The 24,135-nt window shown below is 68.0% G+C and carries 26 protein-coding genes and 2 pseudogenes; 7 read left to right on the top strand and 21 right to left on the bottom strand.

Annotated elements, in window-relative coordinates:
• Positions 1 to 41: 41 nt before the first annotated feature.
• Positions 42 to 743, bottom strand: coding sequence for an antibiotic biosynthesis monooxygenase (locus AB0I18_RS18040; protein WP_363106464.1), 702 nt, complete (start codon positions 741 to 743; stop codon positions 42 to 44).
• Positions 744 to 884: 141 nt separating this feature from the next.
• Here AB0I18_RS18040 and AB0I18_RS18035 point away from each other — a divergent pair, with 141 nt between their 5' ends.
• Positions 885 to 1,895 (top strand): YihY/virulence factor BrkB family protein, encoded by a 1,011-nt coding sequence (locus tag AB0I18_RS18035; RefSeq protein WP_363106463.1) that lies wholly within the window; start codon positions 885 to 887, stop codon positions 1,893 to 1,895.
• Between the two features lie 94 nt (positions 1,896 to 1,989).
• Here AB0I18_RS18035 and AB0I18_RS18030 read toward each other — a convergent pair whose 3' ends face one another.
• The 4 genes from AB0I18_RS18030 to AB0I18_RS18015 are packed head-to-tail and all read right to left on the bottom strand — an operon-like array spanning position 1,990 to position 3,735.
• A complete protein-coding gene (locus tag AB0I18_RS18030) occupies positions 1,990 to 2,451 on the bottom strand; it encodes a DUF3618 domain-containing protein (protein WP_363106462.1) in 462 nt (153 codons plus the stop codon).
• Positions 2,448 to 2,861, bottom strand: coding sequence for a phage holin family protein (locus tag AB0I18_RS18025; RefSeq protein ID WP_363106461.1), 414 nt, complete (start codon positions 2,859 to 2,861; stop codon positions 2,448 to 2,450). Before AB0I18_RS18025 ends, AB0I18_RS18030 begins: the two co-directional genes overlap by 4 nt.
• Before the next feature lie 53 nt (positions 2,862 to 2,914).
• A complete protein-coding gene (locus AB0I18_RS18020; RefSeq protein ID WP_363106460.1) occupies positions 2,915 to 3,595 on the bottom strand; it encodes a hypothetical protein in 681 nt (226 codons plus the stop codon).
• Positions 3,592 to 3,735: a hypothetical protein gene (locus tag AB0I18_RS18015; RefSeq protein ID WP_363106459.1), complete on the bottom strand. Its 144-nt coding sequence runs from the start codon at positions 3,733 to 3,735 to the stop codon at positions 3,592 to 3,594. Before AB0I18_RS18015 ends, AB0I18_RS18020 begins: the two co-directional genes overlap by 4 nt.
• 163 nt (positions 3,736 to 3,898) lie before the next feature.
• On the opposite strand from AB0I18_RS18015, the gene dapA reads away from it, so the two are divergent.
• Positions 3,899 to 4,813 (top strand): 4-hydroxy-tetrahydrodipicolinate synthase, encoded by a 915-nt coding sequence (gene dapA / locus AB0I18_RS18010; RefSeq protein WP_363106458.1) that lies wholly within the window; start codon positions 3,899 to 3,901, stop codon positions 4,811 to 4,813.
• Here the strand turns inward: dapA and AB0I18_RS18005 are convergent, their stop codons facing one another.
• From AB0I18_RS18005 to AB0I18_RS17975, 7 genes are all read right to left on the bottom strand, one after another.
• Positions 4,814 to 6,034: a WD40 repeat domain-containing protein gene (locus tag AB0I18_RS18005; RefSeq protein WP_363106457.1), complete on the bottom strand. Its 1,221-nt coding sequence runs from the start codon at positions 6,032 to 6,034 to the stop codon at positions 4,814 to 4,816.
• Positions 6,031 to 6,606: a SigE family RNA polymerase sigma factor gene (locus tag AB0I18_RS18000; protein WP_363106456.1), complete on the bottom strand. Its 576-nt coding sequence runs from the start codon at positions 6,604 to 6,606 to the stop codon at positions 6,031 to 6,033. The genes AB0I18_RS18005 and AB0I18_RS18000 overlap by 4 nt, the downstream gene beginning before the upstream one ends.
• A gap of 263 nt (positions 6,607 to 6,869) precedes the next feature.
• A complete protein-coding gene (gene dapD, locus AB0I18_RS17995) occupies positions 6,870 to 7,859 on the bottom strand; it encodes a 2,3,4,5-tetrahydropyridine-2,6-dicarboxylate N-succinyltransferase (RefSeq protein ID WP_363106455.1) in 990 nt (329 codons plus the stop codon).
• A gap of 130 nt (positions 7,860 to 7,989) precedes the next feature.
• Positions 7,990 to 8,943, bottom strand: a complete 954-nt coding sequence (locus AB0I18_RS17990) for a CU044_5270 family protein (protein WP_363106469.1) — start codon at positions 8,941 to 8,943, stop codon at positions 7,990 to 7,992.
• Between the two features lie 10 nt (positions 8,944 to 8,953).
• Positions 8,954 to 9,547 carry a sigma-70 family RNA polymerase sigma factor gene (locus tag AB0I18_RS17985; RefSeq protein ID WP_363106454.1) on the bottom strand — a complete coding sequence of 198 codons (594 nt, stop codon included), beginning with the start codon at positions 9,545 to 9,547 and terminating at the stop codon, positions 8,954 to 8,956.
• A 154-nt stretch (positions 9,548 to 9,701) separates the two neighbouring features.
• Positions 9,702 to 10,238 carry a TetR family transcriptional regulator gene (locus AB0I18_RS17980; protein WP_363106453.1) on the bottom strand — a complete coding sequence of 179 codons (537 nt, stop codon included), beginning with the start codon at positions 10,236 to 10,238 and terminating at the stop codon, positions 9,702 to 9,704.
• A gap of 28 nt (positions 10,239 to 10,266) precedes the next feature.
• Complete coding sequence (locus AB0I18_RS17975) at positions 10,267 to 10,587, bottom strand: multidrug efflux SMR transporter (protein ID WP_363106452.1); 321 nt, start codon at positions 10,585 to 10,587, stop codon at positions 10,267 to 10,269.
• A gap of 206 nt (positions 10,588 to 10,793) precedes the next feature.
• Between AB0I18_RS17975 and AB0I18_RS17970 the strand changes: the two are divergent.
• Positions 10,794 to 11,360 (top strand): annotated as a pseudogene (locus AB0I18_RS17970) (recombinase family protein); the annotation flags it as partial.
• A gap of 9 nt (positions 11,361 to 11,369) precedes the next feature.
• Here AB0I18_RS17970 and AB0I18_RS17965 read toward each other — a convergent pair.
• Positions 11,370 to 11,615 (bottom strand): annotated as a pseudogene (locus AB0I18_RS17965) (IS5/IS1182 family transposase); the annotation flags it as partial.
• 268 nt (positions 11,616 to 11,883) lie between these two features.
• Between AB0I18_RS17965 and AB0I18_RS17960 the strand changes: the two are divergent.
• Positions 11,884 to 12,234, top strand: coding sequence for an HNH endonuclease signature motif containing protein (locus AB0I18_RS17960; RefSeq protein WP_363106451.1), 351 nt, complete (start codon positions 11,884 to 11,886; stop codon positions 12,232 to 12,234).
• Between the two features lie 654 nt (positions 12,235 to 12,888).
• On the opposite strand, the gene AB0I18_RS17955 is transcribed toward AB0I18_RS17960, so the two are convergent.
• Positions 12,889 to 13,041, bottom strand: a complete 153-nt coding sequence (locus tag AB0I18_RS17955) for a hypothetical protein (protein WP_363106450.1) — start codon at positions 13,039 to 13,041, stop codon at positions 12,889 to 12,891.
• 734 nt (positions 13,042 to 13,775) lie between these two features.
• On the opposite strand from AB0I18_RS17955, the gene AB0I18_RS17950 reads away from it, so the two are divergent.
• Entirely contained in the window at positions 13,776 to 14,273 is a 498-nt protein-coding gene (locus AB0I18_RS17950) for a phage terminase small subunit P27 family (protein WP_363106449.1), read from the top strand.
• A 182-nt stretch (positions 14,274 to 14,455) separates the two neighbouring features.
• On the opposite strand, the gene AB0I18_RS17945 is transcribed toward AB0I18_RS17950, so the two are convergent.
• The 3 genes from AB0I18_RS17945 to AB0I18_RS17935 form a co-directional block, all read right to left on the bottom strand.
• Positions 14,456 to 15,064 (bottom strand): YdcF family protein, encoded by a 609-nt coding sequence (locus tag AB0I18_RS17945; RefSeq protein WP_363106448.1) that lies wholly within the window; start codon positions 15,062 to 15,064, stop codon positions 14,456 to 14,458.
• 25 nt (positions 15,065 to 15,089) lie between these two features.
• Entirely contained in the window at positions 15,090 to 16,514 is a 1,425-nt protein-coding gene (locus AB0I18_RS17940; protein ID WP_363106447.1) for a hypothetical protein, read from the bottom strand.
• Between the two features lie 1,208 nt (positions 16,515 to 17,722).
• Positions 17,723 to 18,097, bottom strand: coding sequence for a VOC family protein (locus tag AB0I18_RS17935; RefSeq protein ID WP_363106446.1), 375 nt, complete (start codon positions 18,095 to 18,097; stop codon positions 17,723 to 17,725).
• A 160-nt stretch (positions 18,098 to 18,257) separates the two neighbouring features.
• Here AB0I18_RS17935 and AB0I18_RS17930 point away from each other — a divergent pair, with 160 nt between their 5' ends.
• Both AB0I18_RS17930 and AB0I18_RS17925 read left to right on the top strand, forming a co-directional pair.
• A complete protein-coding gene (locus tag AB0I18_RS17930; RefSeq protein ID WP_363106445.1) occupies positions 18,258 to 20,021 on the top strand; it encodes a hypothetical protein in 1,764 nt (587 codons plus the stop codon).
• Between the two features lie 363 nt (positions 20,022 to 20,384).
• Entirely contained in the window at positions 20,385 to 21,194 is an 810-nt protein-coding gene (locus tag AB0I18_RS17925; protein ID WP_363106444.1) for an AbfB domain-containing protein, read from the top strand.
• 84 nt (positions 21,195 to 21,278) lie between these two features.
• Here the strand turns inward: AB0I18_RS17925 and AB0I18_RS17920 are convergent, their stop codons facing one another.
• The 4 genes from AB0I18_RS17920 to sufC are packed head-to-tail and all read right to left on the bottom strand — an operon-like array spanning position 21,279 to position 24,130.
• Complete coding sequence (locus AB0I18_RS17920; protein WP_363106443.1) at positions 21,279 to 21,611, bottom strand: metal-sulfur cluster assembly factor; 333 nt, start codon at positions 21,609 to 21,611, stop codon at positions 21,279 to 21,281.
• Complete coding sequence (gene sufU, locus AB0I18_RS17915) at positions 21,608 to 22,081, bottom strand: Fe-S cluster assembly sulfur transfer protein SufU (RefSeq protein ID WP_363106442.1); 474 nt, start codon at positions 22,079 to 22,081, stop codon at positions 21,608 to 21,610. The genes AB0I18_RS17920 and sufU overlap by 4 nt, the downstream gene beginning before the upstream one ends.
• Before the next feature lie 16 nt (positions 22,082 to 22,097).
• Positions 22,098 to 23,369: a cysteine desulfurase gene (locus tag AB0I18_RS17910; RefSeq protein ID WP_363106441.1), complete on the bottom strand. Its 1,272-nt coding sequence runs from the start codon at positions 23,367 to 23,369 to the stop codon at positions 22,098 to 22,100.
• A complete protein-coding gene (gene sufC / locus AB0I18_RS17905) occupies positions 23,366 to 24,130 on the bottom strand; it encodes a Fe-S cluster assembly ATPase SufC (RefSeq protein WP_363106440.1) in 765 nt (254 codons plus the stop codon). Before sufC ends, AB0I18_RS17910 begins: the two co-directional genes overlap by 4 nt.
• Between the last annotated feature and the right edge of the window lie 5 nt (positions 24,131 to 24,135).

Genomic DNA, 24,135 nt, shown 5'->3' with positions numbered 1-24,135 from the left:
GTACGCCGAGTCCGCCCGCCCCCATGGGCAGGGGGCCGGGCTCACTCGGGGACGAGGCCCAGGGCGTACGAGTACCGGCTGACCGTGGACCGCTTCAGCCCGGGATACGTCTGTACCCGCTCCCACTGCGGCGAGTTCGACCCGACCCCTGCGCCCGGCGCGGCCAGCGCGTCGATGTGCGCCTGGGCGCTCTCCCACTCGGCGTAGTTGAGGACCTTCGTGCCGTCGGTGCTCAGGTGGAAGTGGGCGGAGATCCCGCCCGGGCGGGGATTCGGATCGCTCTCCAGCGCCTCGAACACCGCGTCCACCCAGGCTCGTTGCCGCTCGGGGTCCGGTCCTTCGAACTCGATCTCGACGATCACCAGGCACCCCGGTACCCGGGTCTCCGCCTCCCGGACGCCACTGCGGTAGTGCCGGTACCGGCCGAGCTCCAGCCGTTCAATCCCGGGCACGGCCACGTCGATCTCGTCCACCCGCTCCTGCCGGTGGACCTTCACGAACGCCTCGTAGTCGTGCTCGCTCCTCCACTGGGAGTGGTGCAGCAGGGTCGTACCGTCGTCCCCGGTGCAGACGTAGTAGCCGAGCAGCCCCTCAGCCGGCCACGGCCTGCTCTCCCAGGTGGCGGCGATCGCCTCGACCGTCGCCCGCTGCCGTTCGGGTGTCCCCACCCGCCAGGTACTGAAGAACGGGGCTCCCACCTCGGGACGGGTCATCTCGGGGTGCGCATCGGTACGACGGGTCATCACGGACTCCACTCCAGTGCTCGCTGCTCGGCGTCTGCCACCCCCACTCTCCGACCTCAACCAAACTTCAGGTCAAGCCGTGAAGCGCGCCCCCTCTCCCCCGGGAGGTTCACTCCCGCATTCCGGGAGACTCGCCAGGTCATGGAAGAGAACCGGCCGCTGAACCGGCCTCTCTCGGAAAAGGACAGTCCCGCCGAGTTGCCCAAGCGCTCGTGGTGGGCCGTGGTGCGGCGCACGGTGAAGGAGTTCCAGGACGACGAACTCCCCGACCGTGCCGCCGCGTTGACGTATTACGGCGTCCTGTCGCTGTTCCCCGCGATCCTGGTCCTGGTGTCCCTCCTCGGCGTGGTCGGCGACAGCGTCACGGACCGGCTGCTCGACAACGTCGAGGACCTCGCGCCGGGTCCGGCCCGGGACATCCTGCGCGACGCGGTGGTCCAGCTGAGCGACAGCGGGGGCGCGGGCGGGATACTGGCGATCGTCGGCCTCCTCGCGGCCGTCTGGTCCGCCTCAAGCTATGTCGCGGCGTTCATCCGCACCTCGAACGCCGTGTACGACCTCCCGGAGGGCCGCCCGGTCTGGAAGCTCACTCCGCTGCGGCTCGTCCTGACGGTCGTCCTCATGCTGATGCTCGCCGCGAGCGCGCTGATCGTGGTGTTCACGGGCCCGCTGGCCGAGCGCGCGGGCACGGCGATCGGCCTGGGCGACGCCGCGATCACGGCGTGGAACATCGCCAAGTGGCCCGTCCTGGTCCTGCTGGTGGTCCTGATGATCGCCCTGCTGTACTGGGCCGCCCCCAACGTCCGCGGCCGCGGCTTCCGCTGGGTGAGCCCCGGCAGTCTGCTCGCCGCGCTGATCTGGCTGCTGGCCTCGGCGGGGTTCGCGGTGTACGCCGCCAACTTCGGCTCGTACAACAAGACGTACGGAACGCTGGCGGGCGCCGTCATCTTCCTGGTGTGGCTCTGGCTCACCAACCTGGCGATCCTGCTCGGCCTGGAGTTCGACGCGGAGCTCGCCCGCGAGCGGGCGATCACGGACGGGCTCCCGGCGACCGAGGAACCGTATGTGGAGCCCCGGGACATCCGGAAATGGCCCGCCCGCCTCCGCACCTCATGGACGCGGGACCACCCGGCGGGCGGCGGGGCCGACTGATCACATCGAGTCGCAACGAGTCGCAACGAGCGGCGGGGCCGGCTGACCGGCCCCGCCGCGGTTTCAGCGTGTCAACGGTTCACGTGTCAACGGTTCAGCGGTGCCCGTTGTGCCGACGGCGCATCATCCCCGCCGCGACCAGTGCCCCGGCCCCGGCGATCAGCACGGGCCTGGGGTGCCGCAGCCCGGCCTGAACCACCACGGTCGCGGCGGTACGCACGGGCTGAGGCATCCGGTCCTGGACGACATGCCCGGCGTGCGTGGCCTTGCTCTGCACGACATGCCCGGCCTGCACGGCCTTGTCCTGCACGACGTGTCCGGCCTCGGAGGCCTTGCCCTGGACCAGGTGCCCGGCTTCGGAAGCCTTTCCCTTCAGCTCGGTGCGCCGGGCCCGCGCGCGGGCCTTCACATCGGCCTTCGCGGCCAACTCCTCGACGGTGTCGCCGAGTTGTCCCCGAGTCTCCTCGATCTGCCGCCGCAACTCCTCCGGCCCCTTGGCCCCGCCCGCCGCCTCGGCGGTGGAACCGGGGGCCTCCTCGCCCTTCCTGTCCTTCATCGATGCGCCCTTTCCTTGATCTCGCCGACGTCGGCCCGGACGCTGTCGAGCGCCTGCTCGGGCATGGGCGGGGCGGCACGGCCGAGCTGGGCACGGCCGGTCCTGGCCAGCACACCCGCGACCGCGAAGAGCACGGCCGTGACGATGAGTGCCGACGCCCACACGGACAGCACGAGGGAGAGTGCGGCGGCGGCGGTCGCGGACAGGGCCATCAGCCCCACATACGCGACGGCGCCGGCCGCGCCGAGCAGCCCGCCGCCGCGTCCGGCGCGCCGCCCCTTCTGCGCCAACTCCTCCTTCGCGAGCCGCACTTCCTGGCGTACGAGTTCGGAGAGCTGTTCGGTGGCCTGCCCGACGAGTTCACCCACCGAGTGACGTTCGTCCGGCCGCCGGTCCGTGGTCCCGGTCACGGCATCCCGCCTCCTTTCGTCTCGGGATGCCCGGGTACCCTGCCGCGGGGCCGCTACCCCTGCCCGGAGCCGCGCTCGCCGAGCTGCGCCAGCTGGCTCTGGAACCAGTCGAGCCGGGCCTGGAGCAGAGCCGCCTCGGCGACGAGTTCGGACACCCCGAGCCCCTCGGGCAGCTCGGTACCGGCGGCCGGGAGCACACCGCCGCCGGCCCGCACCCGCAGCCCTTCGCCGCCCAGCCGCGCGAAGGTCGCCAGGGACACGGCCGTACGACCGCGTACGCATCCGGCACAGGTGGCCGCCAGGCCCCGCCAGCCGGGTCTGCCCCATCCCGCGTCGGCAAGCGCAACGGCCACCGCGCCGCACGCGCAGGGCCCGACCGTGGCGATACGCACCCGCTGCCGCGCGTACCGGAAGCCGAGTTCGAAGCGGATGTACCCGCCGAGGACCGTCACCTCCAGGAGTACGGCGGCCCGGTGCTCAGCGGTGCACAGCATCGCCTCGGCCGCCGTACGGTCGTGCACGCAGTGGAAGCCGCAGTCGCAGCGGCGGTGCGGCGCCCGGTGCCGCAGGCCGTAGACGCAGCGCGCCTCGTCGAGCACGCCGTACGGCAGCGCGCCGCCCAGCGACACACCGGTGAACCCGGCCCGGGTGCCGTCCTGGGACAGCATCGGGTGAGCGATCTTGTATCCGGTCGGCGGCTCCGCCGGACGTTCCTCGGGGAGCCGCATCCTCATCGCGCGGCCGGAACCTCTTCGGCAGCCTCTGCGACCACCGGCTCCAACTCCTCGATGCCCTGGGGAAGTTGAAGTTCTTCCTCCGTCACCTGCGGCTGCTCCTCCGCGACTCCGGTGGCGAGCGCCCTGCCCAGCTTCATAACGCCTCCCGTGACCGATCACCGACTACCGTCCTCGCCATGGTGACTCAAACGCGGGCGAGTGCCTAGAGCGCCCCCAGAGGACAATACGGTAGCGATCCTTATCAATACATCGTAGAAGAATTAAGTAGAGCTTCCAGGTCGGGGTGCCGAGACTACCCTCATGACTCCATCAGCCGTCTCACCCCGTACCCGCCCCGCCCCCTTCGGCCGCGCCCTCTGCGCGATGGTCACCCCCTTCACCGACGAGGGGCTGCTCGACCTGGACGGCGCGCAGCTCCTGGCCGAGCGGCTGGTCGCCGAGGGCTGTGACGGGCTCGTGCTGTCCGGGACGACCGGGGAGTCGCCGACCACGACGGACGCCGAGAAGTCGGCGCTCGTGCGGGCGGTGGCCGAGGCGGTCGGGGACCGTGCCGCGGTCGTGGCGGGTATCGGGACCGCCGACACCCGGCACACCGCCGCGCTCGCGCTGGAGGCCGAAAAGGCGGGCGCGGACGGCCTGTTGGTCGTCACGCCGTACTACAGCCGCCCCCCGCAGGATGCCGTCGAGGCGCACTTCCTGGCGATCGCGGACGCCTCCGGGCTGCCGCTCACGCTGTACGACATCCCGGGCCGCACCGGCACCCGCATCGAGCCCGAGACGATGCTGCGGCTCGCGGAGCATCCGCGGATCGTGGCGGTGAAGGACTGCGCGTACGACCTGCTCGGTACACAGAAGGTCATCGGGCAGACGGACTTGGCCTACTACACGGGCTGCGACGAGTACGTGCTCGCGCAGTACGCGATCGGCGGTGCCGGATACATCAGCACGGTGGCGAATGTGACGCCTCGTCACTTCCGGTCCGTCATCGACGCGTTCGACGCCGGGAACACCGGCGAGGCTGCCCGGCTCCAGCAACTCACCATCCCGCTCACGGAGTTGATGATGGCCTCCGGTCTGCCCGGCACGGTGACGGCGAAGGCCCTGCTGGGCGCCCTCGGCCTGCCGTCAGGACCGGTCAGGGCACCGCTGCGGCCCGCCGGACGCGAGGCGACCGACGGGCTGCTGGCGGCGTACGAGGAACTGTCCGCCGTCTGATCAGCGTTCGGCGAAGACCGGATCCCAGCGCCCGGCCGCGCCGTCGTTCCCCTTGCGGAAACCGCTCAGCGGAACCACCTTGTCGCTGCCGATCGTGATGAGCACGAGCCGGTTGTGGAACTCGTTCGAGCCCGGCGTGATGTCCCAGGCGATGAGCCGCTTGTTGTCGACCCAGGCGAGCAACTGCTGACCGTGCACCTTGTGGAGCCGCTTGCCGGTGTAGGGGTCGTTGATCTCGGAGGCGGTCGTCTTGGCACCGCCCGCGAAGTCGCCCGCGGCGAGCTTGCCGTCCGGAGACAGCCCCGCCTCGACGAACCAGTGCAGGTACTTCTCGTTCGAGGGCGTGGGGACCTCCTTGCCCTCAAGGTCGTAGTACTGCTGGTGGGGCTCCGAGGTGAGCCCCGAGTAGACGAGCTTGCCGTCATGGCTGAAGGAGAAGTCCTGGCGGACGTTGAGATCGTCGCCGCTGTACGTGACCTCGCTCCAGGAGCCCTTGCCCGAGTCCACGTCGATGACGTAGAAGCCGGTCCGGTCGGACTCTCCGAACTGCCTGTCCCAGTCGTTCTTCTTGCCGTCGCCGTCGAGGTCGTAGTCCTGCTTGTACAGCAGGTCGGGGTTCTTGCTGTACGTCGTCGCGACGAGCTTGCCGCCGTCGGGCGAGAACTCGACCCCGGCCACGCCCCGGTCGACCGGGATCCAGCGCACGACCTTGCCGGTGAGCAGGTCGAGCAGGCCGATCCGCTTCGCCGGGAGGTCCTTCTCCAGGACGGCGGCAGTCCGCATGCCGGGAGCGACGTCGAGGAAGGACCACTTGGTGCTCTTCACGTACTTGCCGGTCTCCTGGTCGAGGAGCCGGTAGGTACGGGTCGAGACGGCGCGGTCGTCCGTCTCCTTGACGGTGCTCCGGGTGAAGTACGCGGCCAGCGCGGTGTTCCCCGCCGCGATCAGGTCGCGCGGCGGTGTCTGGTCCGGGTGGGCGATGATGTCGCTCTTGTTCATCTCGCTCGCGAGCCGCGGCTCGTCCGTGCCGGCGTCCAGCATCGGCACCGCCACCCCGACGGCGATCGCGACCACCATGGCGACCGCGGCACCGGCGATCGTACGGGTCCGGCGGCGCCGCCGGACGGCGAGGACGCGGCCCGCGAAGTCGGGCGGCGTGCTCGTGGCCTCCTCCGCGGCCTGCTCGTGCAGGGCGTCACGCACCAGCTGATCCATGTTCACGGGCGTACCTCCACGGGCGAGAAGTCACGGGAAGGGGTCTCTTCGCCGTCGGCGGGGCCGAGCGCGGCCAGCTCCGGCGCGAGGGCGCGCAGTTTGGCGAGCGAGCGGTGCGTGGTGGACCGCACGGTCCCGACCGAGCAGCCGAGGATGCGGGCCACGTCGGCCTCCGGCAGGTCCTCGAAGTAGCGCAGCACGAGGACGGTCCGCTGCCGCGCGGTCAGCCGCGCCAGCGCTCCCCGCATCACGATCCGCAACTCGGTCGCGGAGGAGGCGTCGTTCCCTCCGCTGCCCCCGGACCCTGCGGTCCCGTCGGGCGGCTCGGCTACCGTCAGCTCCCGCCGGCGCCACTTCAGCCGCCACCGGCTCACCTGCTGCCGGTACAGGATCTGCCGTACGTACGCCTCCGGCTCGTCGATCCGCTGCCAGCGTCCTGCGGCCTTGATCAGCGCGTTCTGCAGCAGGTCCTCGGCGGCGTGCCGGTCGCCGCCGCTGAGCAGCACCGCCGTCTTCAGCAACGCCGACGACCGGTTCTCCACGAACTCCCGGAACCGCTCGTGCCCTTGGGCATCCATCGTCACCTTCTCTTCCCCGGCGGGCCCTTCCCCGCTCCCACCCCTATGGACGACTCCGACCGACCTCCGCTATGCCGGGTGGCGCGAGGAGTTCTTGCGGCCCGGTGGTTCCTCGCACCCCAAAGACGAAAGGCAGGGGCTCAGCCCCGCCTTTCAGGGGCGCGGGGAACTGGGCGACCAGCCCCCACGCACCCGCAGCGAACACACGAGCGAGCGCCCTCCCACAGCAGCGGGAGGGCGCTCGCTTCATACAACCGCGTGGCTCAGTTGTGGCTGTGGAGGACCTCATTGAGGCCACCCCACACCGCATTGTTCGGCCGCGCCTCAACCGTGCCGGTGACCGAGTTACGACGGAACAGGATGTTGGACGCCCCGGAAAGCTCCCGCGCCTTGACGATCTGCCCGTCGGGCATCGTGACCCGGGTCCCGGCGGTGACGTACAGCCCGGCCTCGACCACACACTCGTCACCGAGGGCGATCCCGACGCCCGCCTCCGCACCGACCAGGCACCGCTCACCGATGGTGATGCGGACGTTGCCGCCACCGGACAGCGTGCCCATGGTGGACGCGCCGCCGCCGATGTCCGAGCCGTCGCCGACCACGACGCCGGCCGAGATGCGGCCCTCGACCATGGACGTGCCGAGCGTGCCGGCGTTGAAGTTCACGAAGCCCTCGTGCATGACCGTGGTGCCCTCGGCGAGGTGCGCGCCGAGGCGCACGCGGTCGGCGTCGGCGATCCGGACGCCCTTCGGCGCCACGTAGTCCGTCATGCGCGGGAACTTGTCGATGGACGTCACGGCCAGGTGCAGGCCCTCGGCGCGGGCGTTCAGGCGGACCTTCTCCACGTCGTCCACGGCCACCGGGCCGAGCGAGGTCCAGGCGACGTTGGCGAGGTGCGCGAACATGCCGTCGAGGCTCTGCTCGTGCGGCTTCACCAGACGGTGCGAGAGCAGGTGCAGGCGCAGGTACACGTCGTGCGCGTCGATCGGCTTCTCGTCGAGCGAGGCGATGACCGTGCGGACCGCGACCACCTCGACGCCACGGCGGGCGTCCGGGCCGATCGCTTTCGCGGCTCCCTCGCCGAGCAGTTCCACCGCGCGCTCGGCGGACAGCCGCTCGGTACCGGCCGGGCCGGGCGCGTCGGCCAGGCCGGGCGCGGGGAACCAGGTGTCGAGAACAGTGCCGTCGGCGGCGAGCGTGGCGAGCCCGGCGGCGACGGCGCCGGTGGTGCGTGTAGCAGTCGTGTCGGTCATGAGGGAAACCTAACTTGGCGAGGCCCGCCCGGGCCAACCGGTGCGCCCGGCGTCTCAGGTGCCGGGCGCACCGGCGGCCGTGGGCACCCCCGTGTCCCACGGCCACCGACTCAGGACTACCGCCACCGACTCAGGGCCGCTCCCCCTTGGCGTCGACGACGGCCGTTTCGAGCCGGGCGCTCTGGTCGACGATGTCCCCCGCCTTCCACGGCCGGGGCGGGGTCTCGCCGTCGGGGTACTGCTCCTCGTAGTCGCGCAGGACGACCCAGCGCTGCCCCACGAGCTCATAGGTGCTCGGGTCGATGAGGATCTCGGGGCGCTGGTTCGCCCGGGCGTTCACGTCCAGGTACACCGCGATGGCGTCACGTCCGGCGACGTCCTGGACCAGCCGGTCGCCGACGTCCACACCCGGCACCGTGGCGAGCGCCCGGTACACCTTGGCGAGTCCCTCCGGTGGCATGGGGTACGTGTCGAGGAGCACGCTCAGGGCCCGGAAGTCGTGCTGGGCCCGCGGCTCGTTCTCCCCCTCGCCGGACGGGTAGAACTCGCGCGCCTTCTTCAGCAGCTCCGCCGGGTCGTCCGGCAGCTGCTGGATGAACCGGAACCGCTCCCGGGGCGAGTGGTCGTCGCCCTCCTTCCAGTTCTCGAAGCGCGGGTCCGCGTACTTCATCCATTCCTCGTCGGTCCGCGGGGGCTCCTTCGAGCCGCCGGGCCAGCCGCCGCTCGACTGGGACATCGTCTTCTCGTAGATCCATTGGCCGGTGCCGGGCGCGCTGACCGGGTCGTACCGCTCGACGGTGTCCGCGGCCCGGCCGAGGACCTCCGCCGCGTCGCCCAGCGCTGTCTGCGAGGTGCCCGGAGTCACCCTGTCCGGCGAGCCGTCGCCACCGACCGTGCCGGCGACGAGCAGCGCGGCGGCCGTGACGGCGACGGCCGCTCCGACCGCGGCGAGCCGCCAGTCGGCGCGCAGCCGGCGGGTCCGGCCCTGTCCTTGCGCAGCCTCCGTGAGCCGGGTCCGCCCCGGAGCGAGCCGCGCCCGGTCGGGAGCGGGCGCGTCCGCGCGGAAGTCCCGCACCTGGGTCATCTCGTCCACGTCAGATCACCTCCTGGGTGTCGGGCACGAACGCGGGGTCGGCGCCCAGCGACGTACGCACTTTGCGCCGGGCCCTGCTGAGCCGGGAGCGGACCGTCCCGATCGGGATGTCCAGCGCCTGGGCGACCTCCTGGTAGCTGAGGTCGGCCCAGGCGACGAGCAGCAGTACGTGCCGGTCACCGGCCGGCAGCGCGGCCAGGGCGCCGGCGAGCGGTGCCTGCGCGGCGACCCGGGTCTCGGTCTCCTCGACCCAGGAGGCGGCGACGGGATCGTGCCCGGTGCGGGCCAGCGCCTTGAGCGCCCGTACCTCGGCGCGGCGCTGCTTGCCGATGAGGTTGCCCGCGATGCCGTACAGCCAGGGGCGCGCGTTGTCGCGCGTCGTGTCGTAGCGCCCACGGATGCGGAACGCCGTGAGGAAGGTGTCCGCGGTGATGTCGTCGGCCGCGCCGTCCCCCAGGCGCCGGGTGACATACCGGTGGATGTCGGGTGCGTACCGGTCGTAGAGCCGGGCGAACAGCTCCGGTTGCTCCAGCGACTGGGCGACGACGTCAGCGTCGTCGTGCACCTCTGCCTCCGGTGGCGGTGGTCCGCTCACGAGTCCTCCCCCTGCTGCGTCCTGCCGAGCCTTCCACCCCTGTTCCCCGCAGGCTCACAGAAAGTTCACGGTTCGCGGACAGCGGGCGGAGAGCAGCCACCGGAGGCGGAACCAGCCGCGGCGAGCGACGAGCAGCGAGTGATGAGCGGACGGTTCAGGGAATCACCCGTGCCAGCACCTCGCGCGCGTACTCCTCGTCGTACTCCGTCCCGGTCAGCAGGACCTGCAGACAGATCCCGTCCACCAGCGCGACGAGCGCCCGCGCGGTGACCGGGTCGGTACGGCGGCCGAGCTGCTCGGCGAAGTCGAGGCCGCACTCGGCGGCGACGGGGCGCAGGGCCGGGCGCCGGAGAGCCGCGAGGTAGAGCTCGTACTCCAGCTCCACCCCCGTACGGTCGCCCGCGAGCCACTCGCCGATCAGGCCGGCGAGTTCACCGGCGAGGTCGGTCCGGCTGTCGTCGAGGGCGCTGCGTGCGGCGACGGCCTTGGCGAAGCCCTGGTTGGCCTGGCGCAGCGCGGCGACCATCAGCTCGTCGAGGGTCTTGAAGTGGTACGTCGTCGAGCCCAGCGGCACATCCGCCTCGGCCGCGACCGAGCGATGGCTCAGCCCGCCGATGCCCTTGGCGGCCACCACCCGGATCGCCGCGTCGATGATCCGCTGCCGCCGCTCGGGGTCGTAACGCCGGACCATCGGCCGTCCTCCTCTGTGCGGTGCTCCATCAGTGCGCCCCGCCCAGGTTGAGCAGCACGACCCCGCCGATGATCAGCATGATCCCGGCCAGCTTCGCGACACCCAGCCCCTCCCCGAGAAAGACCGCCCCGATGGCCGCGATGGCCGCGGTGCCGACCCCGGCCCAGATCGCGTACGCCGTCCCGACCTGCACGGTCTTCAGCGTCTGCGCGAGCAGCGCGAAGGCGACGAGGTATCCGAGACCGGTCACCAGCGAGGGCCACAGCTTACTGAAGCCCTCGCTGTACTTCATCGCGGTCGTGGCGGCCACCTCGGCGGCGATGGCTCCGGTGAGCAGCAGATATCCCATGTGTACGAGTGTACGCATCGATGCGTACGACCGTACACAGCGAGGCCGCGACTCAGTCGAGGAGCGTCTCCTTCGGCCGCAGCACACAGAACTCGTTGCCCTCGGGATCTCCCAACACTCCGTTCTAGCGGTTCTGGAGTGTCGGCATGGTGGCATCGGTCCTGGTCAAGCCCGGTAGCGGGAACGCGTCCGTCCCTACCGAGGGGATGACGACCACTCGCAACCCCCTAGCCGGGACGGTCTACACCGAGACCCTTCGGGGCGTGCGGTGCGTCCGGCTCTCTGTTCTCACTGACGAGACGACCAGCCCCGAGCGGCAGCGCGAAGCCGACGACATCGCGGCGGCAACCCTCGGAATCGACTTCGGCGAGGGTGACGCGCTCCGCGAAGCCGTCGACCTGGACGTGAGCGCGTCCGCGTTCGGCCCCTTCGACCGTCCGCAACTCGGCGGATGGTTCGCCCGTCCCGACGACTTCGACGCACTTGTGTGGTGGCGTTTCGACCGTGCCATCCGGTCCATGAGCCACATGCACGAACTCGCGAAGTGGGCGCGCGAGCACCGCAAGATGCTGGTCTTTGCCGAGGGCATCGGCGGGGGTCGGCTGGTGTTCGACTTCCGCAACCCCATGGACCCCATGCCCGAACTCATGATGTTGATGTTGGCTTTCGCCACTCAGGTGGAGTCGCAGAGCATCAAGGACCGGGTCACCGGGGCCATGGCTGCCATTCGCAAGATGCCGTTGCGGTGGCGCGGCTCGCGTCCGCCGCACGGCTAGATGCCCGCCCCGATGCCCGAGGAACCGGTAGGCGGTGGAGGCCGACAGGCCGTTGTCGCAGGCAAGTTGGGAAAGCCGGGTGCCGTCGGGGAACCAGCGCAGGATGAACACCGCCTGCGGAAAGCAGCCCAACACACGTCTGCCCTTGCGGGTTCCGGCCACGGTGCGGTGATCACGCAGCAGCCGGGCCAGGTGCTCGGCGGTGGACCGCTTCACATCGAGCACGGCGGTGTATGTGACACTGATCGACACGTGAGGCCCCTCGGTCAGAACAATCCGTCGCAAGATCGTTCCTACCAGGGGCCTTACGCCTGCCCGGACTTGGGGACCGCACGGGCCCCCGCGTCAGCTTCGCGATCACAGCGAGCGAGGGGCACTTACCGGGAAAGACTCACTGACCCAACGGTAGAGGTGCGCGGTACCGGCCCCGACTCGGGGATATCGGCCGCAGAGTTCCCCGGTTCGAGTCCGGGGGTGGGCACGCAACGACGAGCACCAGGACGACGGCCAGGGGGTGAGCATGCGGTGTATTGACTGCACCGAGCCCGCCACTCACCGGGGCCACTGCGAGGGTCACTACCAGGTCTACGAACGGCGTGCTTCGGTACGTGCTCGGCGCGTCCGCCGTGCGGTGCTGGTCCGGGTGTTCTCGGGTGCCGCTCGGCTCCGTGCTCTGGTCGGTGCCCGTGGTGGTGCCCGGTGCGCCCGGTGCGGGTCGCTCGTCCTCGCGGACGTGGTGGACGTGGACCACGTGCAGCCGCTCACCCTCGGTGGCGAGGACACAGACGGGAACGTTCAACCACTCTGCCGTGACTGCCACTTGGCCAAGACCGATGAGGACTTCTCGGCAGGGACCATCACCGAGTCGTAAGCCACGCTGCAAGCCCGCTTCCCGTGGTCGTGGCGAGAGCTGCCACCAGCCATCCGGGGACTCGCTGGATCGTCAAGTGCAGCCCTCCCACCCTGAGTTCAAAGGCTGGTATTTGCTGCTGTTGGCGGGTGGTCTGGTGCTCCATCGAGTCCCCTCTACATCGGCGGTGCCCGGCGGCATCGGTCCTAGCTTGCCCGGCAACGGCATAAGGAACGCGTAAGGGGTTTTACGCGCAGTGACTGCACCTCTTATCTCGTCTTTATGTTCAGGTTGCTGGCCTGGGCCCTCGCTGGAGGTGGTTCCACATGCCCCGCAAGCCCCGCCCCCCGTGCTCGGTACCCGGCTACCCCTGCAACCGTCAAGGGCGAGGGGTTCGCGCCGCCACCAATCCGTTGATGACCAATACCCCGAGGACGGCAACAAAGAGGGTTGCAGCAAGCACCAGTTGGACTCGCTCCGTGACGTTACCCATCCGCAAGTAAGCCTTGCCACAACCGAGTTCGATGTCACTGGCGGGGGTGGAGGCAGCGCCGCTGCCACTCGTGTTCCTGGTCATGGACGCAGGACACCGCGTCTCGGGCGGTACGTCAAATTCCGCAGCTACCGGGGCGTTCAGATGATCAAAAACGAACAGAGCGCCCGATCCGAAGTGAATCACCGGGACGTGAGCCACGCGGCAAGTCCGCTTCCCGTGGTCGTGGCGAGGGCTGCCACCAGCCATCCGGGCACGTGCTGAAGCGTCACGTGCAGTCCACGGAAGCGGAGTTCGAGTTCGGGGCGTTGGTCGTTGTCTGTCGTTCGATGCATGCCCCTCATTCAGCCGCACGTGCGGCGGCATTGCCACGCCAGACCGGGTCCCATTTCGTGCCCACTTTTAAACGGGCGTCAGCCTCCGCTGTGGGGTACCTGCAAATGTTGGGCCGCATGTCAACCTCAAATCAATCCCACATCGGTCCCACATCGGCCCAACATTGGCGGCCCGCCCATGTTGGGCCGCATGTCAACCCCACATCAGTCCCACATCGGTCCCACATTGGCGGCCCGCCCCGGGTGGAGGTGCCCCCGTGCCCTGTAGACCCCGCCCCCCTTGCTCGGTACCCGGCTGCCCGGAACCGACCACGGGCGGACGCTGCCCCAAGCACGCCAAGGAAGCCGAGCAGCAGCGCGGGACGACCACGACCAAGGGAGGGATACGGGGTCAAGTGGGAACGCATCCGTGGTGCGTGCTGTGCAGCAAGACCGCGACAGTTGCCGACCACTTCCCCGAGTCTCGCCGCACTCTCGTTGCTCGGGGTGTGAGTGATCCGGACGCCTGGTCTCGGCTCCGTCCGCTGTGCACGTCGTGCCACAACAAGGAGACCGCGAAGCACCAGCCGGCGGTTGGGCTGCCGAGCGCGTGAAGCCTCGCCGGTCGTAGCCGACCAGGCGGGGACCCCCTCGCCCTCCCGCAAAAGAACGACAGGGAGGCAAAAAACTCGCGCCGGGGCAGCAGGAGACTTTGGAAGCCCCGGAAGAGAGCAGCCATCAGGAAGTGAGAATGTATGGCCGATAGATACAGACCAAAATCCGCCGTCCAGAGAGCACGCGAGGGCAACCCTTCAAAGACCGCAATCAAAGAAGGTGTGATCGTGCCGCGCGCGATCCTCGCCGAGCCGGATTGGAGCGAGGTATTCAAAGCCTCACCCGATCCCGTTGTTGAAGTGGTGAACGCCCGATGTCGGGAAGTCGCGTCCGAGGAATGGCGCCGCGTGGTGCCCGTGCTGGAAGTCTCCGCAGGTATCGGCGAGGTGGACCACGCCACCGTGAGAGACCTGTGCGTGTGCGTCGCCCGCATCGACCAGGCGGAGCGGGACCTTTCAGAGCGCGGGCTCATGGTGACCGCCGAGCGTGGCACTGTGCAGAATGGTGCGGCCACCATCGCGGCGCAGCACCGGACCCAACTCGCCCGGTACATCCGAGAGTTCGGGCTCTCGCCGAGCGCGCGAACTGCAATCACCGCACCTAATTTCGACGACATCGAGTCGGACGTGTGGGACTAATTCACCTCACAACAAGAGCCCCATATCTGACCTTCGTTGGTCCGGTGCGGGGATCTTCGCGTTTCCAGGCTGTCAGCGAGCGGCACGGAGTATTTCGGCACGCCCGTACAGTCCTGCAACTGGAAAAGAATTACACGCCCAGCCATACGGCTGTCAGATCCGGTGGGCGGGTGCGACTTAAATCAGCTTCGCCAAATACCATCAACAAGGTTCACGTTTTTGAAGCTTCCCTCTGTAACTCGCCGGGGTACTTCTTCCCATTCTCGGATCACTCGGCGCTTACCATCCGGAATGTAGGGCCAATCGATTCGACTGACCACCTTGCCCGCATAGATTGGCTCCCAAGAGAAGGCGTAAAAGGAGTCGATTTCCGGGGCTAGAGTTGCCAGACAGTGAAGAGTGCGGCGGTGGTACCACTTGCTGATAGCCGTAACTTTCAAACCGGATTCCACGGCTTCTCGCAAATAGGGAAGAGAGAGTTCTACATTCTGCCACGTGTTGGCAGCCTGATCCTCGCAACGGATGGCAGAGTCAGGAACGCCGCGCTCGACGAGGAGCTTGCGGAACTCATGTGCTTCTATAATGCCGGTGTGCCGATTGACTCCCCCGCTTACAATGATTAGCGGCGCTAGCCCCTTATTGTATTGCTCTGCTGCGATTTCAGCCGGCTGGCCTTGGTTCGTTCCGAAGATGAAGTGAGCGGTCGGTTCGTCCTGAGGCGGCGGTGCCTCAATGTCGACGAAACCAACGATTTCGCGGATCTGTTCCGCGCTAAGCTCCTCGCCGCTCATTGCGCCCTTCCGAGTGAGTGGATGGTTAGATTTTGTGTCCGGTCAATTGGCTAGTCACTTCCAGGTATATTGTTCGATATTCTTCCACCTGAAGAGCGTTAGTGAAGTTGCGTTCAAGAACACGGTTGAGTTTTCCAGCGAGCGTTACCGTCGGCCATGCCGGTCGGCTCCCTGCAAGAGCGGCATGCCCTGCGGACACAGCTTCGTCCAGGTTTCCGGCTCCCGCTTGGGCAAGTCCCAGGATCAGCAGGGCACGGGCATAGCTGGACGGATGCTCACCGCGCTGCCGCGCCTCTGGGCTGTAGAGCGTTTGAATCACACGGTTCGTCGCGGACACTGCATCTTCATGGCGCCCCAGCAGCATCAAGGACGTTGCTGTATATGGAGGATCTTCTCCCAAGGAAATCGAAAAAGCTCCCGTGACCTTCGCATCGGAAGGTAGTCCGGCCATTTCTTTTGAGGCGTAGCGCCTTGCCGTTTCCGTGCGATCGGCGTCGCCCGCCATTGCTGCTGCCCGCATTTCCTGTGTGGCAAGCTTCGCATGTACCAGAGTGCCCGCCGCTGTGACAGCTTGCCCTTGAGAGGCCAGCGCCACGGAATGATGCGGTCGTCCTTGATAGAAAGCGATCAGCGACTTCGTCAGAACAGCCCATCCCGACAGTTCCGGATGTCCTACTTCTTGACTTCGCCGCTCGGCGTCACTGCACCAGATATGAGATGCCGCATGCACCCCCATATCGCACGCAGCGATACCCAACAGGCAAGAGAGCCAACCAATAGATAGCGTTATTTCCCTGCGGCGCCCGTCAGGCATAGCAGCGTCGAGAAAACGGCTTGCATACGTCCTGACGGTAAGCAGTTCGTCGTACACATCAGCCGGAGGCATAGAGCAAATCGTCAAGGTGTAGTGATCGATTAGCTCACCCAGAATCTCAGGGAACACGCTCGTGCTGTCATTTCCCATTACTTCGAGAGCCTGAATGACGCGCTGGCCGCGATTCATCTGCGTCGCAGCCACTGACAGCGCGGCGGCAGTCGTGGAGACAAAAGCGCGCCGGTCTACGGATGGCGCCTCCCTCTGTTGCGCTTTCCCCTGGGAGTCAACCGCAATCTCACCGCTCGACTGTGTTTGATTTCCGCTGCTTTCCCACGGGCGCACCGCTAAGCCAAGCATGCCCCCGGGGATGCCAAACCCATCGGCAACGCGCTCAATGACTTCAGACCCCCGGATTCCCCTGACACCACGAATGATGTCGCTGACCCTAGAACTGGTCATCTTTCCGATGGCCGCCGCCATCACAGCGTGACTTGAGCCAGTACGGCGATTTACGAGACGGAAGATCTCTTGGAAGTTCCGGGCGGCACAAGATTGCCGCATGGCATCGCTGTTGAGGAGCGCGTCAGGGATCGTCAGCGGATATCCGCTCCGCTGAGCCGCACGGTCATCCATGTAGCCGCCTAACGGGAACTGAAGTGATCTACGTCCAGCGTAGCCCCAGGACTTCAGAGGGGAACCCCAAACGAGTTGGAACGGGGTTCCCCAAATGGGCTTGCGGGGTTCCCCGTTCGTGGTTCCCGGAGGTGTCCTGTCCGGCTGAAGCTCTTCAGACGGCGCGACCCACGTGCCGAACGGTCAGACCCCCGCGACGCGGCGAACGTCCGGGGGCGTGGTCACCAACCGGTAGGAGGTTGACGGCAGTGCCCAAAGCTACAACCAGACTTCTCGGAAGTCCCCAGCGCGCAGAGGCTGACACCGACGCGAGACAGGGTGAGTACACGACCTATGCGCCCTCAGGGGAGACGTGCCCCGACTGCACACAGCGGATCAAGTCGCTTGAACCCTGCCGCCGGGTTGAGCTTCGGCAAGCCTCACGCGGTCCGGCCGTTCGGTACCGGCACCTGGAGTGCCCCCAGTGACCGCCCCCGTGAAGCGGGCCCGCGTCCGCGTGAGCGCGTTACCTGCCCCTGAGCTGGTCAGTCTCGTAAATGATCCTGCCGGGCCGTATACGGGTTCGACTGAGGGCTGGTGGACGGAGTACGGCGGGGCGCTCGACACAGAGTCCGGGGTCGTCTATCTCCTCGGCCCCAACTCCCCTCCCTGCCCGCTCCCATGCCCCCGGCACCAGGGGGTGAGCAACAAGTGAGCGAACCGCCGCTGTTGCTCTTGGGCGCAGACCTGAGAACCCCTCGCGCCGACCGCGTAGACCCCGACAGGTGCCCGGTGTGCGCCCGGCTACGCACAAGCCTGACTGCCGCCATCACGACGAACAGTGCCGCAATGGCCCGCCGAGTCGTGATCGACACGCACACGCACACCTTCTCCGGCCACCCGAACGACCTCCGCAACGCGACCAGGGAGACCAGCCAGTGACCATGACCGATGACCGAGACCTCCTGGCGCCCACTGGCGAACTCACGGGCACGGTCGGGGACGACGTGCTGACCGTTCACAAGCTCAGCGAGGGAAACCCAGTATGCGGCGCTACCGGCAGGGTCACCGAGTGGCAGCGAGCAGCCACGTGCCCTACCTGTCTGGAGACAGATGAGAGCTGATGCCCTGAGGTCCTCGCAGGACAAGCCCCACCCGCGCACATGAAAACGCCCCGTGCGGCCCAAGTGCCGTGCGGGGCTTCTGTGTTGCCTGACCAGCCGATACGCTCAGAACCGGTAGTCAGAAGTGTTGGGGTCAGCCAGAGTGACCCAGGTGGCGTCCTCGCCCTGACCGACGTCCACCCTTCGTGCTCCGAGCGCGAGGATCCTCCCCCAGCCTCCGGTCGGGGGGCCCACCTCGCTTCGTTCGACTTCGACGGCCTGGCCGTCCGGGGTGAGGTCAATTTGCAGCCGGTTCTTGAGCGTCTTGCGCTCGCCGACCGGCGCGAAGCAGATGCCGGGCAGGGCTTGCGGGCCGGCCCCGATGACGATCTCGGCCTCGGCCTCGAACAGCACGCGCCAGTCGAGGACTTGACACCAGAAGCGGGCGAGCGACGGCAGATCGTGCGCGTCGACGAGGACTTGGTACAGGGAAACGGCCATACGCCACAGTCCTCCCTCGCGTTCCGGCCCCGGACAACCCACTGTCCGGATGTGCGCAGGACAGCGCCCCGGTTTGCTCATTTTCCTTATGGCCCAAGGAAGTTACCGCTGGGTACAGTGCGGCACTCCGAACCGCCGCCCCCGTCTCAATGGAGAGATCATGAGCACAGGAGTCCCCCGCCGCCGCGGCCGGTGGCCGCGCGCGCTGGCCGCCGGAGCGCTCACCGCGGCCGCGCTGACCATGGCGCCTTCGGCCGACGGAGCACCGACACCCTCGGCCGACGGAACACAGGGCCGCACCGAGACCCCGGTGTCCTCGGCCTCCCCGGTCAAGGGCATCACCGAGACCTCGGTCTCGGTACGGATCCCGCTGCCCGCCTCCGCCGGCAGCCGCCCGGCGCGCTGCGACCGGCTGTCGTATCTGCGGTACCGCTCCTCGGCCGGGCCGTCGAAGTCCGCCGACGCGGACCGGATCCTGGTCGCCCAGCCCGGCATCCTGGAGGGCGCGGGCGCCTTCGACAGCGTGGCCCGCAACACGGTGAAGGCGGCGGCCGAGAAGGGCGAGCACATCGAGTTCTGGGCGCTGGACCGCCGCTCCAACTGCCTTGAGGACAACGCGGGAATCGCAACGGGCAACGCGAACAAGGCCGTTGACTACTACTACGAGGGCAAGAAGGTCGACGGGCGCGCCTTCGACGGCTTCCTGACGAGTGATCAGGTGGGCTGGCTCGCCGAGGTCGGCCTGGAGCAGACGGTCCGGGACCAGTACGACCTGCTGGCCGCCGAACTGCCCGACCAGAAGCTGCGCAAGGAGAAGGTGCTGTGCGGCGGGCACTCGCTCGGCGGTGTCCTCACCGGCGTCTTCGCCACCTGGGACTTCGACGGGAACAAGGCGACGACGGCCGACGCGGGCTTCAACCAGTGCGGCGGCTACTTCGCGCTGGACACGACGATCTCCACGTCACTCGACGACCTGAACGGCAACACGTCCGGCTCCCAGGGACCGCTGGACGGACTCGTCCCGGACACCGGCATCGGGTACGCCGCCGTACAGGCCGGCCTGCGCACGAACACCCTCCCCCGCTTCCTCGCACTCCCCGCGGTGATCAACCCGGAGACGATGAACCTCCTGTCGATCAACGGCCTGGCCGCCGCCGAGGCACCGGACGCCGAGGCCACGATCCCGGACGAACTGCCCACCAGTTCCAACATCGAGACGACGGTCCGCACGCTGTTCTCCAAGAACACGGACGTGTTCCTCGCGGGCAAGCCCACCCTCCGCGACTTCCGGCTCACCAACGAGGCGGTCCTGGGCACCTTCATGGACGACAACTCGGCCTCACTGGCCTTCATCCAGACCAGCGTGGGTTTCTACGACAGCCCGGACCGCGGCCGCGTCGTCGACAAGAACTTCCCCTTCCCGAACGACGCCGAGGGCTCACCGGCCTTGGGCGGTACGGAACTCAAGGCGATCCCGGACGAACCGAACGGCCCCCTCTACACCTGGCGCAACTTCGACCGGGTGGGCGCCGCCGACGACCCGGTGTACCGCTCCGCCGACGGCACGCCGTTCACCACGGCCGCCAAGGAGGTCTCGGACATCGACGAGTTGGCCCGCAGCCTCTCCGAGCATCCGCTGGACTTCACCGAGGACTACTTCCCCACCAAGCTGGTGACGGACATCCAACTGGTGAAGGACCCGCAGATCGCGAAGCACATGGTGCACCCCGACGGCCTGACCGCGAACCCCAGGATCACCTTCCTCGCGGGCGACGGCATCCTGGCGGACCACATCCCGGCGGACGAGAACCCGGTGGTCCTGCCCGGCTACCAGCACCTGGACGTGCTCACGGCGGCCCCGGTCCAGAATGACGGCTCCCGCGAGAAGATCGCCGCAGGCCTGTCGGCATTCGCGACGCCGTAAGTCCCCACTCGGGCCCTGAGCTCCACTTATTGACCCTTGAACCACCTTGCTCGGGGCCCGAGTTCCAAGATCGTCTCCAAGTGGCCGACAACGGTCTTGAGTTCCAGGATGAAACCGCTCTCAGAAACGTCTACTCGCAGACCACATGGTCCACTAATGTTTCACCCGTCGCACACGCGGATCCCCCGGCCACAGCCGTCCCGTGTGTCCGCGACCTCCGCTCCTGCTGTGCCCACACACATGACCCACCGATGTGCCGCAGCACATGACCGATCCGCGTGCGCCTCCGGCGACGCTGGGGGACCGCACATGTCAGAACGAAATCCCGGGTCGGCGCCCGACCCGTCCGCACACCCTCCGAAGGTGTGGGAAACCGGCGAAGCCCTGGACGAGTCCCGGATACCGGGGACGCGCAGGCTCTGGCTGGCCGGAGCGCTCCTCCTGTCGGTCCTCACCGCCACCGTGACGGCGGTCTCTTTACTGGAGAACGGTACGGACAGCGGCTCGAAGGACCGCACGGAGAACACCACCTCCGCCGCGAACGAGCCGGTCCTGCCCGACCCGCCCCCGGCCGCGCCGCCCACCGGGAAGAGCGGACTGGCCTCCCCGGAGTCCTCCGACGCCACCCCGGACGGTTCCTCCTCGCCCGAGGCACAGCAGGGCGACCCGGAGCCCGACCCGGCCCCTCGGCCGTCGAAGCCCGCCTCCTCCGAGAAGCCGCCCACGAAGCCGCCCTCGTCCTCCTCGTCGATGAAGTCCGTCCAGGCGGTCAACTACCCCGGCCGCTTCTGGCACCTCGGCGGCGACACCGTACGCCTCGACCCGATGAGCGCCGGCAGCTCGTCCGGGACGAGGCAGGACGCCACCTTCAAGCTGGTCCCCGGCCTCGCCGACGCCGACTGCCACTCCTTCTACGTCACCGACGGGCGCTACCTGCGCCACAAGGACTTCCAGCTGCGCGCCGAACTCGACAACGGTTCCTCGCTCTTCGAGAAGGACGCCACGTTCTGCCCCCGCCCCTCGGCGTTCTCCGGCGCCATCATGCTGGAGGCGGTCAACTACCCCGGCCGCTTCGTACGGCACCGCAACTTCCAGCTCCGTCTGGACCCGTTCCAGAACAGCAACCTCTACCGGGCCGACTCAGCGTTCCGGCTGGTCAAGGGCCTGGGCTGAGCTACCAGACAAATGTGGCCCCCGGCTCGATGCCGGGGGCCACACACGTACACGCGGAACTCAGACGAATACAGCCGAACGAACTCAGACGTTGAAGCCGAGCGCCCGAAGCTGGTCGCGGCCGTCGTCCGTGATCTTGTCGGGGCCCCACGGCGGCATCCACACCCAGTTGATGCGGAGCTCGTTGACGATGCCGTCCGTCGCGGACTTGGCCTGGTCCTCGATGACATCCGTCAGCGGACAGGCCGCCGACGTCAGGGTCATGTCGATCGTCGCGATGTTCGCGTCGTCGATGTGGATGCCGTAGATCAGCCCGAGGTTGACGACGTCGATGCCCAGTTCCGGGTCGACGACGTCGTACAGCGCCTCGCGGACCTCTTCCTCCGAGGCCGGTTTGATCTCAATGGTCTCGCTCATGCGGTCTTCCTTTCGGCTTCGGCTTCGGCCTCGCCCAGAGCCTGGGCCGTCGCGTCCTTCCACGCCATCCAGCTCAGCAGCGCGCACTTCACACGGGCGGGGTACTTGGAGACCCCGGCGAACGCGACCGCGTCCTCCAGGACCTCCTCCATCGCGTCGTCCGGCTCGACACGGCCCTTGGACTGCATCAGCACCAGGAAGGTCTCCTGGATCTTCTGGGCCTCGGCGAGCTCCTTGCCGACGAGCAGGTCGTTCAGCACGGAGGCCGAGGCCTGGCTGATCGAGCAGCCCTGGCCCTCGTACGAGACGTCACTGATCGTCGTGCCGTCGTACTTCACGCGCAGCGTGATCTCGTCGCCGCACGTCGGGTTGACGTGGTGCACCTCGGCGTCGCCATCCCGCAGACCGCGCCCGTGCGGGTGCTTGTAGTGGTCCAGGATGACTTCCTGGTACATCGAATCCAGCTTCACGATCCCAGCCAGCCCCTCAGCCGAAGAAGTTCCGTACGTGCTCCAGCCCGTCGACCAGTGCGTCGACCTCGGTCGGCGTGGAGTACAGATAGAACGACGCTCGCGTGGTCGCAGGAATTCCGTACCGCAGGCAGACCGGGCGTGCGCAGTGGTGTCCGACCCGGACCGCGATGCCCTGCTCGTCCAGGACCTGGCCCACGTCGTGCGGGTGGATGTCACCGAGCGTGAAGGAGATCGCGGCGCCGCGGTCCTCGGCCGTGGTGGGGCCGATGATGCGCAGTCCGGGGACGTCGTTGAGCCTCTTCACCGCGTACTCGGTGAGCGCGTGCTCGTGGGCGAGGATCTTGTCCATGCCGATCGCGCTCAGGTAGTCGATCGCCGCGCCGAGACCGACCGCCTGCGCGATCGGCGGGGTGCCCGCCTCGAACTTGTGGGGCGCCGGTGCGTACGTCGACGAGTGCATCGACACCGTCTCGATCATCTCGCCGCCGCCCAGGAACGGCGGCAGGTCCTCCAGCAGCTCCTGGCGGCCCCAGAGGACGCCGATGCCGGTCGGGCCGCACATCTTGTGGCCGGTGAAGGCCACGAAGTCGGCCTGCAGGGCCTGTACGTCCATCGGCATGTGCGGGGCGGCCTGCGAGGCGTCGATGCAGACCAGCGCGCCGACCTCCTGCGCGCGGCGCACTATCGCCTCGACCGGGTTGATCGTGCCCAGGATGTTCGACACCAGCACGAAGGAGACGATCTTCGTCTTCTCGGTGATGATCTCGTCGATGTTGGACAGGTCGAGCCGGCCGTCGTCGGTGAGGCCGAACCACTTCAGCTTCGCGCCCGTGCGCTGCGACAGCAGCTGCCAGGGAACGATGTTGGAGTGGTGCTCCATCTCCGTGATGACGATCTCGGTCTCGTGGTCGACCCGGTAGGGCTCGTCGGCCCAGCCCAGCATGTTGGCCACGAGGTTGAGCGACTCGGAGGCGTTCTTGGTGAAGATCACCTCGTCGCGGCTCGGCGCGTTGATGAACTCGGCGACCTTGTCGCGCGCGCCCTCGTACAGCGCCGTGGCCTCCTCGGCGAGTACATGCACACCGCGATGGACGTTGGCGTTGTGGCGCTCGTAGTACTCGTTGAGGGCGTCGAGCACCTGGCGCGGCTTCTGGGAGGTCGCCGCGTTGTCCAGGTACACGAGCTTCTTACCGTCGTGGACCTCGCGGTCCAGGATGGGGAAGTCCTTGCGGATCGCCTCGCCCAGCAGGTTGGGCACGGTGAGGAGGCCCGGCAGCTGTGTCACTCGGATGCGCCACCCTTCGTGTATCCCTCGTAGCCCTCGTTCTCCAGCTTGTCGGCGAGCTCTGCGCCGCCGGACTCGACGATGCGGCCCGCGGAGAAGACGTGGACGTAGTCGGGCTTGATGTAGCGCAGGATGCGCGTGTAGTGCGTGATGAGCATGGTGCCCACCTCGCCGCTCTCGCGGACGCGGTTGACGCCCTCGGAGACGACGCGCAGGGCGTCGACGTCCAGGCCGGAGTCGGTCTCGTCGAGGATCGCGACCTTCGGCTTGAGGAGCTCCAGCTGGAGGATCTCGTGACGCTTCTTCTCACCGCCGGAGAAGCCCTCGTTCACGTTGCGCTCGGCGAAGGCCGGGTCCATGTTGAGACGCTCCATGGTCTCCTTGACCTCCTTCACCCACGTCCGCAGCTTGGGGGCCTCACCGCGGATGGCGGTGGCGGAGGTGCGCAGGAAGTTGGAGACCGAGACGCCGGGGACCTCGACCGGGTACTGCATCGCCAGGAACAGGCCCGCGCGGGCGCGCTCGTCGACGGACATCCCCAGGACGTCCTCGCCGTCGAGGGTGACGGTGCCGCTGGTGATCGTGTACTTGGGGTGACCCGCGAGCGAGTAGGCGAGAGTCGACTTGCCGGAGCCGTTCGGGCCCATGATGGCGTGCGTCTCGCCCTGCTTCACGGTCAGGTCGACGCCTTTGAGGATCTCCTTGGTGGAGTTGTCGGCCTCGACGGTGACGTGCAGGTCTCGGATTTCAAGCGTTGCCATGGGTT

Origin of the sequence: Streptomyces sp. NPDC050704 (assembly GCF_040654355.1) — a bacterium.
Classification (GTDB): domain Bacteria; phylum Actinomycetota; class Actinomycetes; order Streptomycetales; family Streptomycetaceae; genus Streptomyces.
This window is presented reverse-complemented; position numbering and strand designations above follow the sequence as displayed.

What these genes read in the sequence shown, in the direction of transcription:
- AB0I18_RS18040 (WP_363106464.1), bottom strand. Translation starts at nt 743, where the DNA reads ATGACCCGTCGTACCGATGCGCACCCCGAGATGACCCGTCCCGAGGTG.
- AB0I18_RS18035 (WP_363106463.1), top strand. Translation starts at nt 885, where the DNA reads ATGGAAGAGAACCGGCCGCTGAACCGGCCTCTCTCGGAAAAGGACAGT.
- AB0I18_RS18030 (WP_363106462.1), bottom strand. Translation starts at nt 2,451, where the DNA reads ATGAAGGACAGGAAGGGCGAGGAGGCCCCCGGTTCCACCGCCGAGGCG.
- AB0I18_RS18020 (WP_363106460.1), bottom strand. Translation starts at nt 3,595, where the DNA reads ATGAGGATGCGGCTCCCCGAGGAACGTCCGGCGGAGCCGCCGACCGGA.
- AB0I18_RS18015 (WP_363106459.1), bottom strand. Translation starts at nt 3,735, where the DNA reads ATGAAGCTGGGCAGGGCGCTCGCCACCGGAGTCGCGGAGGAGCAGCCG.
- dapA (WP_363106458.1), top strand. Translation starts at nt 3,899, where the DNA reads ATGACTCCATCAGCCGTCTCACCCCGTACCCGCCCCGCCCCCTTCGGC.
- AB0I18_RS18000 (WP_363106456.1), bottom strand. Translation starts at nt 6,606, where the DNA reads ATGGATGCCCAAGGGCACGAGCGGTTCCGGGAGTTCGTGGAGAACCGG.
- dapD (WP_363106455.1), bottom strand. Translation starts at nt 7,859, where the DNA reads ATGACCGACACGACTGCTACACGCACCACCGGCGCCGTCGCCGCCGGG.
- AB0I18_RS17990 (WP_363106469.1), bottom strand. Translation starts at nt 8,943, where the DNA reads ATGACCCAGGTGCGGGACTTCCGCGCGGACGCGCCCGCTCCCGACCGG.
- AB0I18_RS17980 (WP_363106453.1), bottom strand. Translation starts at nt 10,238, where the DNA reads ATGGTCCGGCGTTACGACCCCGAGCGGCGGCAGCGGATCATCGACGCG.
- AB0I18_RS17975 (WP_363106452.1), bottom strand. Translation starts at nt 10,587, where the DNA reads ATGGGATATCTGCTGCTCACCGGAGCCATCGCCGCCGAGGTGGCCGCC.
- AB0I18_RS17960 (WP_363106451.1), top strand. Translation starts at nt 11,884, where the DNA reads ATGCGGTGTATTGACTGCACCGAGCCCGCCACTCACCGGGGCCACTGC.
- AB0I18_RS17955 (WP_363106450.1), bottom strand. Translation starts at nt 13,041, where the DNA reads ATGCATCGAACGACAGACAACGACCAACGCCCCGAACTCGAACTCCGC.
- AB0I18_RS17950 (WP_363106449.1), top strand. Translation starts at nt 13,776, where the DNA reads ATGGCCGATAGATACAGACCAAAATCCGCCGTCCAGAGAGCACGCGAG.
- AB0I18_RS17945 (WP_363106448.1), bottom strand. Translation starts at nt 15,064, where the DNA reads ATGAGCGGCGAGGAGCTTAGCGCGGAACAGATCCGCGAAATCGTTGGT.
- AB0I18_RS17940 (WP_363106447.1), bottom strand. Translation starts at nt 16,514, where the DNA reads ATGGATGACCGTGCGGCTCAGCGGAGCGGATATCCGCTGACGATCCCT.
- AB0I18_RS17935 (WP_363106446.1), bottom strand. Translation starts at nt 18,097, where the DNA reads ATGGCCGTTTCCCTGTACCAAGTCCTCGTCGACGCGCACGATCTGCCG.
- AB0I18_RS17930 (WP_363106445.1), top strand. Translation starts at nt 18,258, where the DNA reads ATGAGCACAGGAGTCCCCCGCCGCCGCGGCCGGTGGCCGCGCGCGCTG.
- AB0I18_RS17920 (WP_363106443.1), bottom strand. Translation starts at nt 21,611, where the DNA reads ATGAGCGAGACCATTGAGATCAAACCGGCCTCGGAGGAAGAGGTCCGC.
- sufC (WP_363106440.1), bottom strand. Translation starts at nt 24,130, where the DNA reads ATGGCAACGCTTGAAATCCGAGACCTGCACGTCACCGTCGAGGCCGAC.